Raw genomic sequence first — 16,175 nt, forward strand, 5'->3', positions numbered from 1 at the left:
AAAATGACAAACCTCATTTGTAGGAAAGGTAGCTGTGTGCTTCTCTTTAAAAAATCCCGAACAAAAAAGCAGTCTGTCTAGACTGCTTTTGCTGAATCCATTTGGTTGATGATATCTTCGTAATCCAATTTATCCCAATTCTCTGTAATCAAGGGATTGGCCATCACTTTATCCATAATGGCCTCCTGGAGTTTTCCGAGAGCATATGCTTCTGCATAACCCATATCAGAAAAGGTCACCATGGTATAGAGTGGAACCCAATCATTTGGGTAAAGCTGGTGCAATTTCGCTTCGATTTTTTTGCGAAGGATAAAACGGGGATCGGAAACCGAATCTCTCATTTCCACAAAATTCTCCATTGCTAGCTGGCAAATGGCATCGGTATCGTCCTTCCGGATTTTTTGGAATTTTTCAAAAACCATATCCCAAGAGCTTTTTCCATATTTTTCGATGAGACCATTTAGAATAAAGCAATCCTCAAATCCACAATTCATTCCTTGGCCATAAAATGGGACCATTGCATGAGACGCATCACCGATCAAAATACTTTGCCCTTGCACCCAAGGATAACACTCTACGTTGATCAGTGAGGACGTAGGGTTACGAAAATACTCTTCTGTCAAATTCGGCATCAATTGATATGCGTCCTCAAAATAGCTTTTGAAAACACTCACCAAATCTCGCTCCTCAGTAATCTTGGCAAAGCAAACCTTTGTCCCTTCAAAGGGAAGGAAAAGTGTACAGGTGAAAGACTTATCTGGATTTGGAAGCGCGATCAGCATAAACTTCCCTCTTGGCCAGATATGAAGAGCATTCGGATCCATCGCAAAATCCCCAGATGCCGTAGCGGGAATGGTCAATTCTTTATACCCATGCGAAATGTATTCTTGCTTGTAATTAAAGCGAATCTGCTTCTGCATGGACATCCGCAGGGATGAATAGGCTCCGTCTGCTCCGATAATGACAGGAGCCTCCATTTTCTTTTCTCCTTCTGGAGTTTCAAAGGTGATTTCTTGGGTCCTGAAATCAGTATTTAAACACTTGTGATCAAAGAAAAACTTAACCCCAAGGCTCTCCGCTTCTTCAGCAAGAAGCTGATTAAATCGCCCTCTTGAAATGGAATAAATCGCTTGCTCTTTAGTTCCATAAGGAGAAAATGTAGTGCCTCCATGTTCATCATGAATTTTACGACCATACATGGGAATCGCGAGTGGAAGCACTTTCTCCTTAAGCCCTACTTTATCCAAGCTTTTCCATCCACGATGGCTCAAAGCCATGTTGATCGATCGACCACCTTCCGTGTAGGGTGTTTTTCTCTTGTCGGGCCTTTTGTCGTAAACCGACACATCTAATCCTTGACGTCTCAAATAAATTGACATCAGCGAACCGATAAGTCCTGCTCCAAGAATTGAAATTTCTTCAGTTTTCATAGGGTTAATGGGTTATCCCTCAGATCTCTTTAAGCGAAATCATGGAGAGATTGTTCCAATATCTTTCCAAATCGATATACATCCAGAAAGCTATTGTACATAGGGGTGGGAGCCAATCGAATCACATTTGGGTTTCTCCAGTCGCCAACGACGCCATGGGCATACCAAGAATCAAATACAGCTTTTCCTCCTTTATGAATCAGCAAAGATAACTGACAGCCTCTTTCTGAGGCAGTTCTCGGAGTGATTATTTCCAGAATCCCGGAATTTCCTGAAATCTCATCGATCAAAAACTCAAGATATCCAGTCAATTTCTCGCTTTTGGCCCGAAGTTGTTCCATTCCTGCTTGCGCAAAAAGATCCAAAGAAGCTTGATGGGCTGCCAAAGCTAGAATGTTAGAATTTGCCAGCTGCCATCCATCCGCACCATGCATGGGAATAAATCCCTTCTCCATCAAAAAGCGCTGCCCTTCATCATGACCCCACCACCCTGCAAATCGCGGTAAACTCTGATCATCAGCAAATCGCTCATGAACAAAGATCCCTGAGATATTACCTGGACCAGAGTTCAAATATTTGTAGCTACACCAAGTCGCAAAATCCACACCCCAATTGTGTAGCTTCAGCGGTGCATTGCCAGCGGCATGGGCCAAATCAAAACCACAATAAGCGCCAACTCCGTGTGCTGCTGCAGTGATGTCTTTCATGTCAAACAACTGACCTGAATAATATTGAATTCCACCCATCATCACCAAGGCCAGACTTGAGCCTATCTCCTTCACTTTGGCCAAGATATCTTCGGTTCGAAGGATATGTTCCCCCGCACGCGGGGCCAATTCTACAATAGTTTCTTCAGGATCGAGCCCATGAAACTTCACTTGACTTTCTAGCGCGTATTGATCAGATGGAAATGCTCCAGCTTCACAAAGTATTTTGGTTCTTTCACCCTTCGGCTGATAAAAAGACACCAGAAGAAAATGAAGATTACTTGTCAAATTATTCATGGCCACCACCTCGTGGGGATGAGCACCTAGAATTTGAGCGAGAGCTGGTTTAGACTTTTGACGAACGTACATCCAAGCATCTTCCCCCTCAAAATGCCCATCCACAGCTAGATTAGCCCAATTTTCGAGTTCCTTCTCTAGATATGTTTTCACTGATTTGGGCTGCAAGCCCAAAGAATTACCACAGAAGTAGAGTGCATCTCGCCCATTGACTTTAGGGAAATAAAACTGATCCCGATATGACCTAAGCGGATCATTCTGGTCCATTTTTAAGGCAAACTCCTCAGTGAATTCAAAATTAAGATTTGGCATGGCCTAATAAGTCAGATGTGGATAGAGATGTTTATTTTTCTAGATAAGTGCCGCATTCTATGCAGGTTCGCTTTTCGTCATCCGACCAAAATCCATTCATGATTGGAGGCAATTGACTGACAATATCCTTGAGCTCCACATACTCTTCGTGTAGCTTATTGCCGCAGTTTTCACAAAACCATAAAAAGCCATCTTTTTCACCTTCTCTTCGATAGCGTTCCATGACTAGGCCTACGGTATTGGCAGGACGCTGTGGAGAGTGAGGGATTCGTGGTGGAAGAAGAAATATCTCTCCTTCTTTGATTTCAATAACTTTTGGCTCTCCGTCCTCAATGATTTTCAAAACGATATCCCCTTCCAATTGATAAAAAAACTCTTCGCCCTCCTCATAGTGGTAATCTTTTCTGGCATTAGGCCCACCAACCACCATCACGATAAAATCCTCATTGCCCTTGTAGACCTGCTGATTGCCCACCGGTGGTTTGAGCAAATGACGATTCTCGTCGATCCATTTTTTGAAATTGAAAGGTTTTGCGATTGCCATAGAAATGCATTTTTCTTTTGAGACCCTGATGTTACTAACTCAGAACAGCCTTAAAAGTATTAAAAAACGTGCGTTTTTTTGGTTACTTTGTATAAAACCCAAAGAACTATGAACACACCCATCTTCGACATGCATTGCGATTTGCTCTCCTATCTGAGTAATGTGGCCGGAGCAAATGCTTTCAACAAGGACGATATAGGCTGCGCTATTCCCTGGCTTTTGGATGGTGGGGTTCGGACCCAAGTGACCGCCATATACACCGATGTAAATGAAGGCAGTATGAAGCTTGCAAGTAAGCAAGCAGATATTTTTGTGGAGCTGCTAAAGCAAGACTCCAGAGAATTAGCCCTTTGTGATTCGATTTTCTTAAATAATTGGGAGAAAGAACCAACGCTAGCCTTATTGGCCTCCATAGAAAATGCAGCAGGACTTGGAAATGAAAATGCTGAATGGAAGTCGGTTACGGAGCAACTGGAAAGTATCCTCGAAAAAGTAAATCGCTTAGCCTACATCAGTCTCACTCACCATACCGAAAACAGGTTTGGAGGAGGAAACTACACCAAAGGCATAGGCTTGAAAAAGGATGGGCAAAAACTTTTGGACTACCTCTCCGGAAGAAAAATCCCGATTGATCTCTCGCACACCTCCGATCTGCTCGCCGAGGGAATACTCACCCATCTCGAAAAGGAAAGACTCAATGTGCCGGTAATCGCAAGCCATTCAAATTTTAGAGTCATTTGGGATCACCCTCGCAATCTAACCGATGAGTTTACCCAAGAAATCATCCATCGAAAAGGTATCCTGGGAGTAAATTTCCTAAGAGCTTTTTTGGATACAGAAAACCCTGAACGACTTTTTGATCACATCCTCCACGGATTTGAAATAGGTGCTGGTGAGCAAATTTGCTTTGGCGCGGACTTTTTCTACACCAAAAATTTTGGCGACCCAAGCAGGATTCCTTTTTACTTTCCTTTGGCTGAAAACGCAAGCAAGTACCAGAGCATTCTGACCACTCTCAGCCAAAACCTGAATCAGGACCAATTGGAAAGGTTGGCTTACAAAAACGCCTTGCACTTTTACCAAAATCTCTGGAACTAATGTCCTCACACCATTTTGTAAAAGAACAACAAGAACCGGCAGTTTTCATTCTTTCGACTGGAGGCATAAGTTTGGAAGATATCGGACCCATGCTCGAATGGGTACCAACCGTCCTCGTAGCTGAAGAAGCTGCCGAAAAAGTCCTGATTTGGGGAATAAAAGTGGACGTTTTGATCGCATCTCCAGAATTTCAAGCCAGTCACATACACCTTTTGGAGGAGCAATATCCTTTGAAATTTCTGACAACGACTGAAGGAAAGGAGCTGGAAGAAGGACTTCATTACCTTCGAGCTTCGGACCACAAGGCAGCGCATTTAGTAGGATTTCAACACACAAATTTTGAAAGTCTTCGACCCTGTCTTGAAACCATCAATCTCACCTTGGTGGATGATGGCTGGAAATACTATCCGGTTCAAAAGGGAGGCTTTTCTAAATGGTTTGGTGAAACATCCATCCGGATTTTAGGCCAAGAAAATAGTCCAATTCAGCTCAAAAACAGTCTTGGAGAGATGATCTTTCCCATTCAATATCTAACCCAAATCGATCTTCCAGAAGGAGTCTCCGAATTACAATCAAGTAGTATTTTCTGGATTGGCGAGGCCCTAAACCAGCACTAGCTAGCTACGAATTGCTTTTACTATCCTGCCTTTGCCATTCAAATCCTTTATGATTTCAGGGTTTCGATAGCCGAGTTCTGTCAGAAGATTCAGGACTGCATCTCCGTAATTTTCATTGATTTCAAAGTAAAGCTTGCCATCGATTTTAAGCATATCAAGTCCCTTTTCAGCAATAGCTTGATAAAAAATTAAGGGGTCTTCATTACTGACGAAAAGTGCTAGTCCTGGCTCAAAATCTAGGACATTGCGATGCATTTCGGCTTTTTCGACCTCTGGAATGTAAGGCGGATTGCTGACCAAGATATCTAAATCCTTGACGCTTGGCATTTCCTTGAGGATGTCGCCTTGCAGAAATGTGACATTCGCTCGTAAAAATTTAGCATTCTTTCGAGCAATCTCAAGTGCTTCTGGAGAAACGTCAAGCCCATAAACTTCGGGGCCGCTCATTTCCAAAGCCAGAGAAATCGGAATGCAACCCGTACCAGTACCAATGTCAAGAACCTTTAATCCAGATCTCTTATTTTCCTTCAGAATCAAATGGACCAATTCTTCGGTTTCATTTCTGGGAATCAGAGTCGCTGGGCTGACATAAAACTCATGCCCATAAAAGGGAGCTTTGCCCAAAATGTACTGAATGGGCTCACCTATTTTGAGTCGCTCTAAATCGGAATAAAAATTTTGAGGCAAATGCTTTTCATCCAAAAAACCCAACATATCCACTCTCCGGAGCCCAAGATGATGCTCAAATAACCAGTGAATCAAGCTTTGCGCCTCTTGCTTCTCGTAGATTTCTAAGTCCTTCGAAAACTTATCGACTAAATCTGAAAATTTGCCCATTTGAGATAAACCCCTTTCCTAAATCTTTTCGTAAAAGTACACAATTCAAACCCTTACTAATGAAAAAAATCTATCTCTTCCTATTCGGCTTTGGTCTTTGCACAGTAGCCTTCGGACAATCCGGCAAAGAATTCTGGTTTGGATTGGATGCCAGTTATTGGCAAAAATCTATCAAATCAAGCACGTTTTTTCAGCAAGAACCGAATCAGGAAAGATTTGGAAGTGTCAGACCTATGATCGGACTCAAACTAAATCAAAAATGGGATGTGGGGATCATGGTCAGTGTGAATTCATATATCGAAGAGCTTTCACCCCTTAACTTTACCCAAGAATTTGGGGTATTTGATGAAGAGGGGATGCTCCTTTATAATGACTCTAGGACCACAGTTTACCAGACCACGATTGACAATCAACTTTTCGGGGTCGGGATTTTTGCACGTCGCAATTTCCAACTGAATGAAAAATTTTCATTCAATCTCAGCCCCTATATCCTGAGAGAGTCCGGGGATTCTGGCGTGATGAATTTCTACTTTCCGGCAAGCTCTTTCTACCCTTGTATCAATTGCCTATCTATTTTTCCTGGCCCGATTGAAGTACCTACAAGTGAAGAAAACTGGAGATTTGGAGTAGATGCTGCCTTTGCCTATCAGGCCACCAACTGGATGAAACTGGAGATCAGAGCGAATCTGCTTGAATTTAGGCGACAGACCCTCACGGATGAGCGAAATCTTTTAACAAACGATTTGGCCATTTTTGACCCATTTCTTTCTGCAACGCAGGGATATTTTGATAGCTACACAGACTTTGGCTCAGCGGTAACCCGGGAAGGAATTAGATTTGGCCTAGTGTTCAGCCCCTTTTAAAAGCAAAAACCTTTTTGTGATAAAGAAATCCTAACTTTGTGGATTATTCAGCAATTCATGAGGTTACACAACAATACCATCCGCGGCGTACATACTGCATTAGAATCTATTTTTCAAGAGGGACAATATGCCGATAAGGTGATTGCCCGCACGCTTAAATCCAATCCCAAATGGGGAGCTAGAGATCGGGCATTTATTGCGGAGACTACCTACGAAATGGTTAGATGGTGGCGTTTGATCAATTTTCTGAGCAAATCCAAGGAGCCTTGGGACCTATTTGCAACCTACTGGCTCATGAAAGGAAATGAGTTACCTCTATGGGAAGAATTTAAAGGAATCAACAAGGACAGACTTAAGGAAAAATATGCGGAGCTGGATAAGCCTGCCATTATTGAATCTGTCCCAGACTGGCTTTATGAATTAGGTCAAAAGGAACTGGGCGAAGACTGGGAGGATGAAATTCATAGCCTTAATCAGCAAGCCGATGTGGTGCTGCGTGTAAATACGCTTAAAATCACCCGAGAGCAACTCAGAAACAGATTGGCAGAAGATGGGATCAAAACCCATATCGTAAAGGGTTATCCTGATGCCTTGATTCTTGATGAACGATCCAATGTTTTCCTCAATTCGGCATTCAAAGAAGGACTTTTTGAAGTACAGGATGGTTCTTCCCAGCTTGTGGCGGCAGCACTTGCTGTAGAGCCTGGAATGCGAGTGATTGATGCCTGTGCCGGTGCAGGAGGCAAGTCCCTCCACTTAGCAGCTTTGATGCAAAACAAGGGTAAAATTCTATCCATGGATTTGGAAGAATGGAAGCTTCAGCAAACGAAACTTCGCGCTCGACGATCTGGAATTCAAATCATTGAACGAAAAGTAATCGATGGATCGAAAACAATTAAGCGACTCAAAGATTCCGCAGATCGACTTCTGCTCGATGTCCCTTGCTCAGGTCTAGGTGTATTACGAAGAAACCCTGACACCAAATGGAAGCTTTCCGAGAGTAGCATCAAGGATGTACAAGAAAAACAGCAGGAAATCCTCCAGAGCTATCCATCTATGCTCAAAGTAGGCGGTCAGATGGTCTATGCGACATGCAGTATCCTGCCATCTGAGAATCAGCTTCAGGTCCAAAAATTTCTTGAAAGTGATGCCGGTAAAAACTTTGAGCTGATCGAAGATCAAAAGGTTTTGTCCAAGGATAGTGGCTTTGATGGGTTTTATATCGCCAGATTACTGAAAAAGGCATAAATCCCACCCTCTCCTATTTTCAAAAGTATTCCGTATTTTGAAGCAAAAGTCAAAAATATGGAACTAGAGCAGGTATTTTCTATCGTCAATTCTACAGCTTTCTTTAGCTGGATATTCTTATTCGTTTTTTACAAAAAGAAGTGGGTCTTCCAAGCCATATTTTCAGGAGTGTTTGTCTTGATGGCCTTGACCTATCTGTTTTTTATAATTAAAGGATTAGGAGGAGAGTCCCAAGGTGGGTTTGACAGCTTGGCTAATGTAAAAGCGCTTTTTTCAAGTGATGAAGCCGTCCTTGCCGGTTGGATTCATTATCTGGTATTTGATCTTTTTGTAGGGATGTGGATCGTCCAAGACGGAAAGAAAAGAGGAATTAACCGTTGGGTTTTGCTGCCTTGTTTACTTGGAACCTTCATGCTCGGACCGGTAGGCCTTCTGCTTTACATTATTATCCGAAGCGTTCATCTGAAGCGCTTCCCTCATAGCCCATACGATGAAGAACTGGTATCTTGAACTCGTACGTAGAAATCAATTCTTAGCCTATTCAGGATTAGTCTTTCTGATAATGGCCCTGACTATGTGTCTCGCTCCTTTATTTGACTCAAGAGAACTTTTTGGGGTGAGCGTCTGGAATAAGCCCATCAAGTTTTACATCTCCACCACTGTTTTACTTTGGACCATTGGGTGGATCATGCATGATCTTCCTAACAAAAAACAAGTGCGATTCATCAGCAAAGGAGTGTTCATCTGCCTGACTTTAGAGTTGGTACTCATTACCTACCAAGCCATACAAGGCAAGGCTTCTCACTTTAATGTGACTAACCCATTAGACGGAGTAATATTTGGAATGATGGGAATGATAATTTTTATCAACTCTCTTTTCTTCATCTACCTTCTCATTCTATTTCTAAGGGTTAAAACTCTTCCACGTGGATACCAAGTGGGCATCATTTCCGGTCTTTTTATTTTTTTACTGGGTGGCTATGAGGGATACCTAATGGCTGCACGACTGAGCCATACTGTAGGTGCAGCAGATGGTCAAAAAGGTGTGTTTTTTCTTTCTTGGGCAAAGTCCTATGGTGACCTCCGCATCTATCATTTCCTGGGATTGCATGCATTACAGGTGCTTTCTTTGATCGGTTGGTACTTTTTTAAAGACCAACCAAAGGCCATGTGGGTCACGGCATTAATCTATTTTATCCTATCCTCAGGAACACTCTGGCTAGCCTTACAGGGTAAAAGCTTTTTCTAAACCTCCTAAAATTATTTTTGCGAAGCATATCAAGCCTCAAAAAATTTGTCTGTATCTTTGACGGGCAAATAGGGTTACCTACAACCGATATTTGCTATGAACAGAAACTCAGATAAGTTCCTCTACGAAGCACTCACCTACGATGACGTGCTTTTAGTCCCAGGTTACTCCGAAGTACTCCCACGGGACACCGACACTTCCACACAACTTACCAAAAAAATCAGGCTCAATATTCCGCTTGTATCTGCTGCTATGGATACTGTGACGGAGGCCGAATTGGCCATTGCGATTGCTTTGGAGGGTGGGCTCGGCTTTATCCATAAAAACATGACCATTGAGCAGCAAGCCGCTCAAGTGAGAAAGGTAAAGCGATCTCAAGCAGGAATGATCTTGGATCCCATTACTTTGCACGTGAGTGCCAAAGTCAAAGATGCCGAAGCGATCATGCGAGAGTATCATATCGGTGGTATCCCAGTGGTGGATGAAAACAGAATCCTAAAAGGGATCATCACCAATCGCGATCTGCGATTTATCAAGGATCAGAATCGTCCGATTAAGGAGATCATGACCACAGAAAACCTGATCACCGCTAAGGCAGGTGTATCCCTAGAAGAGGCCGAGGAGATCCTTCAAGAATACAAAATAGAGAAGCTTCCAATAGTTGACGAAGATCATAAGCTATCAGGACTAATTACCTATAAGGACATTCTGAAAAGAAAAGACAAACCTCATGCGTGTAAGGATGAGTATGGTCGACTTCGTGTAGGTGCTGCAGTTGGGGTTACCGCAGATATTGTGGCTCGGGTGGAAGCACTAGTCAATGCAGGTGTAGATGTGGTATCTATTGATACTGCACATGGACACTCCAAGGGGGTAATCGAAACCTGCAGAAAAATCAAGGATGCCTTCCCTGATCTTGAAGTGATCGTAGGAAATATTGCTACCCCTGAGGCGGCTATTGCACTGGCCGATGCCGGAGCGGATGCGGTGAAAGTGGGTGTGGGTCCTGGGTCGATCTGTACCACACGAATCATTGCAGGGGTCGGAGTACCACAACTCTCAGCCGTATTCGAATGCGCTGAGGCTTTGAAAGATAGAAACGTACCGGTAATTGCTGATGGTGGAATTAGATATTCTGGCGACTTGGTAAAAGCCATCGCAGCAGGTGGAAGCTCTATCATGATCGGATCTTTACTTGCCGGAACTGAAGAAGCTCCAGGCGAGATGATCATCTTCCAAGGAAGAAAATTCAAATCCTATCGAGGAATGGGTTCTTTGGAGGCTATGGAATCAGGATCTAAGGATCGCTATTTCCAGGATGCTGAAGATAACATCAAAAAGCTTGTGCCAGAAGGAATCGTAGGACGAGTGCCTTACAAAGGCCTTGTTGCTGAAGTATTATACCAATTGGTGGGTGGACTTCAAGCAGGAATGGGGTATTGCGGCACTAAAACTATTGAAGATCTGAAGAGAGATGGGAAATTTGTGAAAATCACAGCTGCCGGGGTGAAAGAATCTCATCCACATGATGTGAGCGTGACCCGTGAAGCACCCAATTACAGCTTGAAATCATAAAAAAAAAGGCTGGTCTTAAGACCAGCCTTTTTTATTTCTCCAAAATCTTACGGATCTCAAAGTCCTGTAGGTGGCAATTGAGCCAGCCTCCTTCTAAAGTTGCGTTGTAATACTTTTTGTAAAAATTAATCGCTGGCTCATTCCAATCCAGCACCTGCCACATCATACCGGAACACTCTTCCTCCAGGCCCTTCTTCATCACGGCATTGAAAAGCAATTTGCCCGCTCCATGGCCTCGCTCAGACTCCGTGACAATCAAATCTTCCAAGTAGATTCGCTTCCCTTTCCAAGTTGAGTATCGATAATAGTAGATGGAAGTGCCGATGATCTCCCCTGTATCCTCTTTTTCGCATACAAAAAAACCAAAAACAGGATGAGGCCCAAAGCCATCCTTCTCCATCAGTTCCACGGTATTGATTACCTCCTCAGGAGCTTTTTCGTAGATGGCTAGTTCGTGGATCAATTCCAGAATGCGGGGTAAATCTTCCTTTTTTCCTTCTCTGATAGTATGCATGGTATGAGATTCTGGGGTTAAATTAGAATTTGAATTTAGGATGGGCTAAATTTAATCAAAACCCCGAGATATGTTTTTAGCCATTGATGCCGGCAACTCTAATGTAGTTTTTGCGATTTATGATGAGGAAAAGTCCAGCTGGACAAACCAATTTCGTCTCAATACGGAGCCGGAAAGCCTTAAAAGTCAACTGACCAAAAAAGTACCTCTTTACTTTTTGGAGCACCAACTTGGCCCACAGGATATTCATCAAATCGGCATGAGCTCCGTTGTTCCTGAGATCAACTCCATCCTTCTAGAATTTTGCAATAGCTTTTTGGGAACCAAACCTTATTTGATCGAAGCAGCCAGCTACAAAAATATACCCGTAAAAACGATCCGACCCAGAGAAATCGGAACCGATCTCATGTGTAATGTGCGAGGAGCTTGGGAAAAATACCGCCAAGCTACAATTATTGTAGACTTTGGAACTGCATTAACTTTCACTGTGGTCAACGATCTCGGTGAGGTGGTGGGAGTTAATATCGTGCCTGGGTTACGTACTGCGATCAATTCACTAGTATCAAACACTTCCAAATTACCAGAAGTAGAACTCAAACTTCCCAAATCTGCCATAGGAAAAAACACCGTCCATGCGATTCAGGCAGGCATCTTATATGGCTACACGGGATTGGTCAAAGAAATGATCCGAACGATCAAGGCAGAAACCAACAGCGATTATAAAATCATTGCAACAGGGGGGCTAGCTTCAATACTTAAAACTCTAGAATCTGAGTTTGACGAAATTGACAAGAACCTAACCTTGGAGGGCCTACGTTTGATTACTTTAGAAAACCGCTAGTCCAATACTTCAGATCGAATAATCAAATTTGGATTTGGGCAGTTTAGCGCATAAGCCTTTCGCTCACGACTCGAGCAAACCCCAGGATAGTCTCCTTCCAAGCCTTGCATATCCCACATCAGCTGAAAATGTAAATGCGGTGGCCAATCTCCATTTTCCGGGAATGGACCCACGTGACAAAGTAATTCGCCGGAAATAACATGCTGCCCTTTTCGGAGAAACTTCAAATCTTCTCGCGACAAATGCCCATAGAGGGAATACAATTTTTCCCCATCCAACTCATGTTCTAAAATGATCGTCGGTCCATAATTGGCAAAGCCCTCATTGTCTCTAATGCTGTGAACCTTCCCATCCAAGGGAACAAACACCTCAGCCCCGGCTTTGGTCCAGATATCCACTCCAAGATGAATATTTCGAAAATCTTCAGCCGCAGTCGCAAACATCTCCGCACGCTGATAAATCGCCCGGTGCTCTAGATACCCACCTATTCCAAATGCTTTGCCTTGACTTTCCAATTGGCCAAAAACATAAGAATCAAACGATTCAGTATTAGACAAATCCACCGATTTCAACCCCTCATTGCTTGGGCTGAAATCAAGTTTTGTAGTATTCTTTGTAGTCAGTTCTATTCCCATGATGGGAAAAAAATCCATGTCTTTCCAATTCATGCCCGAAGATTACAAAAAAAGCTACCAAGCCCTAAACCAAGAGACAAATTTTGAAAGCTTAGTGTCTTTCTATCCATACAAAAATCTGTACATTTCGGAATGGAAGAATCACATTTCCCTACCCTGAACGACATTCGATTTGCCGCCGTGCGAATCAAAACATTCACTCACCACACGCCAATTTTGACCTGCTCTGCGATTAATGAAATGGCAGGTTGCGAAATTTTCTTTAAGTGTGAAAATTTCCAGAAAGTAGGTGCTTTCAAAGCCCGTGGTGCTGCCAATGCAGTGATGAAATTGACAGACGAACAAAAGTCGAAGGGAGTGGCCACACATTCCAGTGGAAATCATGCTGCAGCTCTAGCTCGTGCCGCTACAGTGGCCGGAATCCCGTCGTACATCGTGATGCCCTCCAATGCCCCAGAAATCAAAAAGAAAGCCGTCAAGGGCTATGGAGGAGAGATCATCGAATGCGAGCCAAATCTCCAGGCGAGAGAAACTACCTTGGAAGCCGTGGTCAAAAGAACTGGCGCTACCTTTATTCCTCCTTATGATTTTATGGACGTGATCGAAGGTCAGGCCACCTGTGCCTTGGAATTTCATGAGGAGCAAGATGATTTGGAAATCATTATGGCTCCGGTGGGTGGAGGCGGATTATTAGGGGGAACGGCCTTGCTGACCCATTATTGGGATCCCGAGATAGAAGTGATTGGGGCTGAGCCTACAGGAGCGGATGATGCCTATCGTTCTTTTAAAGCAGGCCGACTTATTCCACAGACCAAACCCAATACCATCGCAGACGGACTATTAACTTCTCTTGGAGTTTTGAATTTTGAGATTATTCAAAAATACGTTTCTGACATCCTACTGGCTACAGACTCTCAGATCATTGATGCCATGCGTCTGATCTATGAACGGATGAAAATCATTATCGAGCCCTCTTGTGCTGTACCCTTAGCAGCCTTATTGGCAAAAAAAGAGCGGTTTAAAGGGAAGCGAGTTGGGATAATCCTATCTGGAGGAAATGTGGATTTGGGAAAATTGCCTTTCTAGAAAAACCCAAGCTTTTCGACTTGGATTTTTCAAAGTTCTCACTTTAGCTTTCAGACTTTAAAGCCTTATTTCTTGCTTTCCTCCACCGCACGATGCGCAGCTCGCGCTGCAAAGGCCATATAGGTCAAGGAGGGATTCTGGGTAGAGGTCGAAGTCATCGAAGCGCCATCAGTCACATATACATTAGGCACCGCATGCAGTTGATGATGCTTATTTAGCAGGGAGGTTCTCGGATCTTTGCCCATTCGCACGCCACCCATTTCATGGATATCCAAGCCGGGCGCCTGCTTGCTATCGCTGGAGCGGATATTGGTGAAACCAGCCTTTTCAAACATTTCAGACATCTGCTCGATGTAATCCTGTGTCATCTTCTCATCGTTTTCGTCATAATCCACAGAAACTTTGAGCTGAGGCATCCCAAATGGATCAGTAAGTTCCGGATCCAGAGCTACATAATTGCTTTCCTTGGGGATCGTCTCACCCATCATATGAGAGCCCACATACCACGGCCCATATTGATCGGGATTGAGTAGATTATTTTTCAGCTCCAGCCCTATTGCATCTGTATCGGGCCTTGCCCCTCTTCCCGAAGAAAATCCAGCTGCATAGCCACGAAGGAAGTCCGTCTCCTGCTTAAAGACATTTCTGAATCGAGGGAAATAGCCTGCTACAGGTCTCCCTCCTGCCGTAGTATATTCGGAAAGGCCTTCATATTCAGCATTCACTCGTGCGCGATAATTATGAAAGGCAATGTACTTGCCCAATAAGCCATTGTCATTACCCAACCCTTCCGGGAATCGAGAAGATTTGGAATTGAGCAAAATCAAGTTGGTATTCAATGCAGCCGCATTTAAGAAGATAACAGGAGCATAAAACTCCTCCATTTCTTTAGTCTCCGCATCGATGATCCGCACACCCGTGGCTTTTCCTTTTTCTTCATCATAAATCACCGAATGCACCACAGCATTTGGCCTCATGGTCAAGTTTCCAGTGCGCATGGCCCAAGGAATGGTTGAGGAATTACTGCTGAAATATCCCCCAAAAGGACATCCACGCTGGCAGAGGTTTCTGCTTTGGCAGAGCGCTCTTCCTTGATCGGTAAATTTCTCCGGACTGCCATTGATATGAGCCATCCTAGCAGCAATCATATGTCGATCATTACCGTAATTCTTTTTTAGACTTTCCTGAAAGTGCTTTTCCACCACATTCAGTCCGAAAGCTGGTAAAAACTCTCCATCAGGAAGATGTGGCAATCCGTCCTTGTTGCCGGATACCCCCGCAAATTTCTCTACATGGCTGTACCATGGCGCAATATCCTGATAGGAAATCGGCCACTCTACTGCGTATCCATCACGAGCCGGACCATCAAAGTCATACTGAGACCAGCGCTGAACATGTCGCGCCCAAAGCAGGGATTTGCCTCCGACCTGATATCCACGAATCCAATCAAAGGGCTTTTCTTGTACATAAGGGTGCTCTTTATCCTTCACAAAAAAGTGCATGGCATCCTCACGAAACGCGTAGCATTTACTGATCACTGGATTTTCTTTGACGATATCCTCGGTGAGCTGATTACGATGTGGGAACTCGTAAGGAAGCATATTGGTCGTGGGATAATCTTTGATATGCTCCACGTTTCTCCCTCGCTCGATCATCAGGGTTTTTACGCCCAAGTCACAAAGCTCTTTTGCCGCCCAGGCGCCGGAAATCCCAGATCCCACCACGATGGCTTCGTAGGTGCGTTCTTGTTTGTTCTTAATGTTCAGATTAGCCATTAATTCTTGGTTTTTGAATATCAGAAATCAATACTGCTCCATCATATGTTCCGGGAATCAGCGAGTATGGTATGACTTCTGTTTGAATGTATTCAGAGGCCATATAGCCCTGAATGGTCAGTCGCTTTGCTGTATTTAAAAAGAATTTGGTTGCGTCATTTTCTACTTCCTCTGCCTTCAGCCCTTCTTTTATAATTTCCTCACGTCCATTATCGCTGAGTTTTGAGAAGGCACTGCCAGTTTGAGTTTTTACGTACTGTGGAAAAGCTCTCAATCCAGTAAGAAATTTTTGCTGCTGCTCAGCGTTCATACAATCATTTACCATAACGAGGATAAAGTCCGGAACTTCAATGTCCAGAGCTCCTTTGATCTCCCCTGCGGGAATAATGGTGTTGGAGATACTTCCGAGTAAATCTTTCTCCGATACGGTGATTTGGAGCTTTTCGTAAGCCGAAATGATATCATTTGAGCTAAAATCGCAGGAAGGAATCAGGGCCATTCCTCCAGTGACCAGTGCCAAATGCTTAAGGGCGATTCGTCTATTCAT

17 protein-coding genes are annotated in these 16,175 nt (G+C 43.6%); 9 read left to right on the top strand and 8 right to left on the bottom strand.

What is annotated here, in order from left to right:
• Positions 1 to 77: 77 nt before the first annotated feature.
• From ACFOSV_RS05455 to ACFOSV_RS05465, 3 genes are read right to left on the bottom strand one after another with little or no spacing between them, the layout of a single operon-like run.
• Positions 78 to 1,430: an FAD-dependent oxidoreductase gene (locus ACFOSV_RS05455; protein WP_377904190.1), complete on the bottom strand. Its 1,353-nt coding sequence runs from the start codon at positions 1,428 to 1,430 to the stop codon at positions 78 to 80.
• 29 nt (positions 1,431 to 1,459) lie between these two features.
• Entirely contained in the window at positions 1,460 to 2,746 is a 1,287-nt protein-coding gene (kynU, locus tag ACFOSV_RS05460) for a kynureninase (protein WP_377904192.1), read from the bottom strand.
• 31 nt (positions 2,747 to 2,777) lie between these two features.
• A complete protein-coding gene (locus tag ACFOSV_RS05465; protein WP_377904194.1) occupies positions 2,778 to 3,290 on the bottom strand; it encodes a 3-hydroxyanthranilate 3,4-dioxygenase in 513 nt (170 codons plus the stop codon).
• A gap of 108 nt (positions 3,291 to 3,398) precedes the next feature.
• On the opposite strand from ACFOSV_RS05465, the gene ACFOSV_RS05470 reads away from it, so the two are divergent.
• Positions 3,399 to 4,388, top strand: a complete 990-nt coding sequence (locus tag ACFOSV_RS05470; RefSeq protein ID WP_377904196.1) for a dipeptidase — start codon at positions 3,399 to 3,401, stop codon at positions 4,386 to 4,388.
• Positions 4,388 to 5,005 (top strand): thiamine pyrophosphokinase, encoded by a 618-nt coding sequence (locus ACFOSV_RS05475; RefSeq protein WP_377904198.1) that lies wholly within the window; start codon positions 4,388 to 4,390, stop codon positions 5,003 to 5,005. Before ACFOSV_RS05470 ends, ACFOSV_RS05475 begins: the two co-directional genes overlap by 1 nt.
• On the opposite strand, the gene prmC is transcribed toward ACFOSV_RS05475, so the two are convergent.
• Positions 5,006 to 5,842, bottom strand: coding sequence for a peptide chain release factor N(5)-glutamine methyltransferase (gene prmC, locus ACFOSV_RS05480; RefSeq protein WP_377904200.1), 837 nt, complete (start codon positions 5,840 to 5,842; stop codon positions 5,006 to 5,008). It lies immediately after the preceding gene.
• 59 nt (positions 5,843 to 5,901) lie between these two features.
• Between prmC and ACFOSV_RS05485 the strand changes: the two genes are divergently transcribed.
• The 5 genes from ACFOSV_RS05485 (at position 5,902) to guaB (ending at position 10,777) form a co-directional block, all read left to right on the top strand.
• Positions 5,902 to 6,705 carry a hypothetical protein gene (locus tag ACFOSV_RS05485; RefSeq protein ID WP_377904202.1) on the top strand — a complete coding sequence of 268 codons (804 nt, stop codon included), beginning with the start codon at positions 5,902 to 5,904 and terminating at the stop codon, positions 6,703 to 6,705.
• A gap of 57 nt (positions 6,706 to 6,762) precedes the next feature.
• A complete protein-coding gene (locus ACFOSV_RS05490; protein WP_377904203.1) occupies positions 6,763 to 7,953 on the top strand; it encodes an RsmB/NOP family class I SAM-dependent RNA methyltransferase in 1,191 nt (396 codons plus the stop codon).
• Between the two features lie 57 nt (positions 7,954 to 8,010).
• A complete protein-coding gene (locus tag ACFOSV_RS05495; RefSeq protein ID WP_377904205.1) occupies positions 8,011 to 8,463 on the top strand; it encodes an ABA4-like family protein in 453 nt (150 codons plus the stop codon).
• Positions 8,444 to 9,202: a hypothetical protein gene (locus tag ACFOSV_RS05500; protein ID WP_377904207.1), complete on the top strand. Its 759-nt coding sequence runs from the start codon at positions 8,444 to 8,446 to the stop codon at positions 9,200 to 9,202. The genes ACFOSV_RS05495 and ACFOSV_RS05500 overlap by 20 nt, the downstream gene beginning before the upstream one ends.
• Positions 9,203 to 9,298: 96 nt before the next feature.
• Positions 9,299 to 10,777 (top strand): IMP dehydrogenase, encoded by a 1,479-nt coding sequence (gene guaB / locus ACFOSV_RS05505; RefSeq protein ID WP_377904209.1) that lies wholly within the window; start codon positions 9,299 to 9,301, stop codon positions 10,775 to 10,777.
• Positions 10,778 to 10,808: 31 nt separating this feature from the next.
• Here guaB and ACFOSV_RS05510 read toward each other — a convergent pair whose 3' ends face one another.
• Positions 10,809 to 11,291, bottom strand: coding sequence for a GNAT family N-acetyltransferase (locus ACFOSV_RS05510; RefSeq protein WP_377904211.1), 483 nt, complete (start codon positions 11,289 to 11,291; stop codon positions 10,809 to 10,811).
• A gap of 70 nt (positions 11,292 to 11,361) precedes the next feature.
• Here ACFOSV_RS05510 and ACFOSV_RS05515 point away from each other — a divergent pair, with 70 nt between their 5' ends.
• Complete coding sequence (locus ACFOSV_RS05515) at positions 11,362 to 12,132, top strand: type III pantothenate kinase (protein ID WP_377904213.1); 771 nt, start codon at positions 11,362 to 11,364, stop codon at positions 12,130 to 12,132.
• On the opposite strand, the gene ACFOSV_RS05520 is transcribed toward ACFOSV_RS05515, so the two are convergent.
• Positions 12,129 to 12,800, bottom strand: a complete 672-nt coding sequence (locus ACFOSV_RS05520; protein ID WP_377904215.1) for a peptidoglycan DD-metalloendopeptidase family protein — start codon at positions 12,798 to 12,800, stop codon at positions 12,129 to 12,131. The genes ACFOSV_RS05515 and ACFOSV_RS05520 overlap by 4 nt on opposite strands.
• Positions 12,801 to 12,899: 99 nt before the next feature.
• On the opposite strand from ACFOSV_RS05520, the gene ACFOSV_RS05525 reads away from it, so the two are divergent.
• Positions 12,900 to 13,853 carry a pyridoxal-phosphate dependent enzyme gene (locus ACFOSV_RS05525; protein ID WP_377904217.1) on the top strand — a complete coding sequence of 318 codons (954 nt, stop codon included), beginning with the start codon at positions 12,900 to 12,902 and terminating at the stop codon, positions 13,851 to 13,853.
• A 65-nt stretch (positions 13,854 to 13,918) separates the two neighbouring features.
• Here ACFOSV_RS05525 and ACFOSV_RS05530 read toward each other — a convergent pair whose 3' ends face one another.
• Both ACFOSV_RS05530 and ACFOSV_RS05535 read right to left on the bottom strand, forming a co-directional pair.
• The gene (locus ACFOSV_RS05530; RefSeq protein WP_377904219.1) at positions 13,919 to 15,628 is read right to left on the bottom strand and encodes a GMC oxidoreductase; all 1,710 of its coding nucleotides are present in this window, start codon (positions 15,626 to 15,628) and stop codon (positions 13,919 to 13,921) included.
• A complete protein-coding gene (locus ACFOSV_RS05535; RefSeq protein ID WP_377904221.1) occupies positions 15,621 to 16,175 on the bottom strand; it encodes a gluconate 2-dehydrogenase subunit 3 family protein in 555 nt (184 codons plus the stop codon). Before ACFOSV_RS05535 ends, ACFOSV_RS05530 begins: the two co-directional genes overlap by 8 nt.

Source organism: Algoriphagus namhaensis (assembly GCF_042649705.1).
Classification (GTDB): domain Bacteria; phylum Bacteroidota; class Bacteroidia; order Cytophagales; family Cyclobacteriaceae; genus Algoriphagus; species Algoriphagus namhaensis.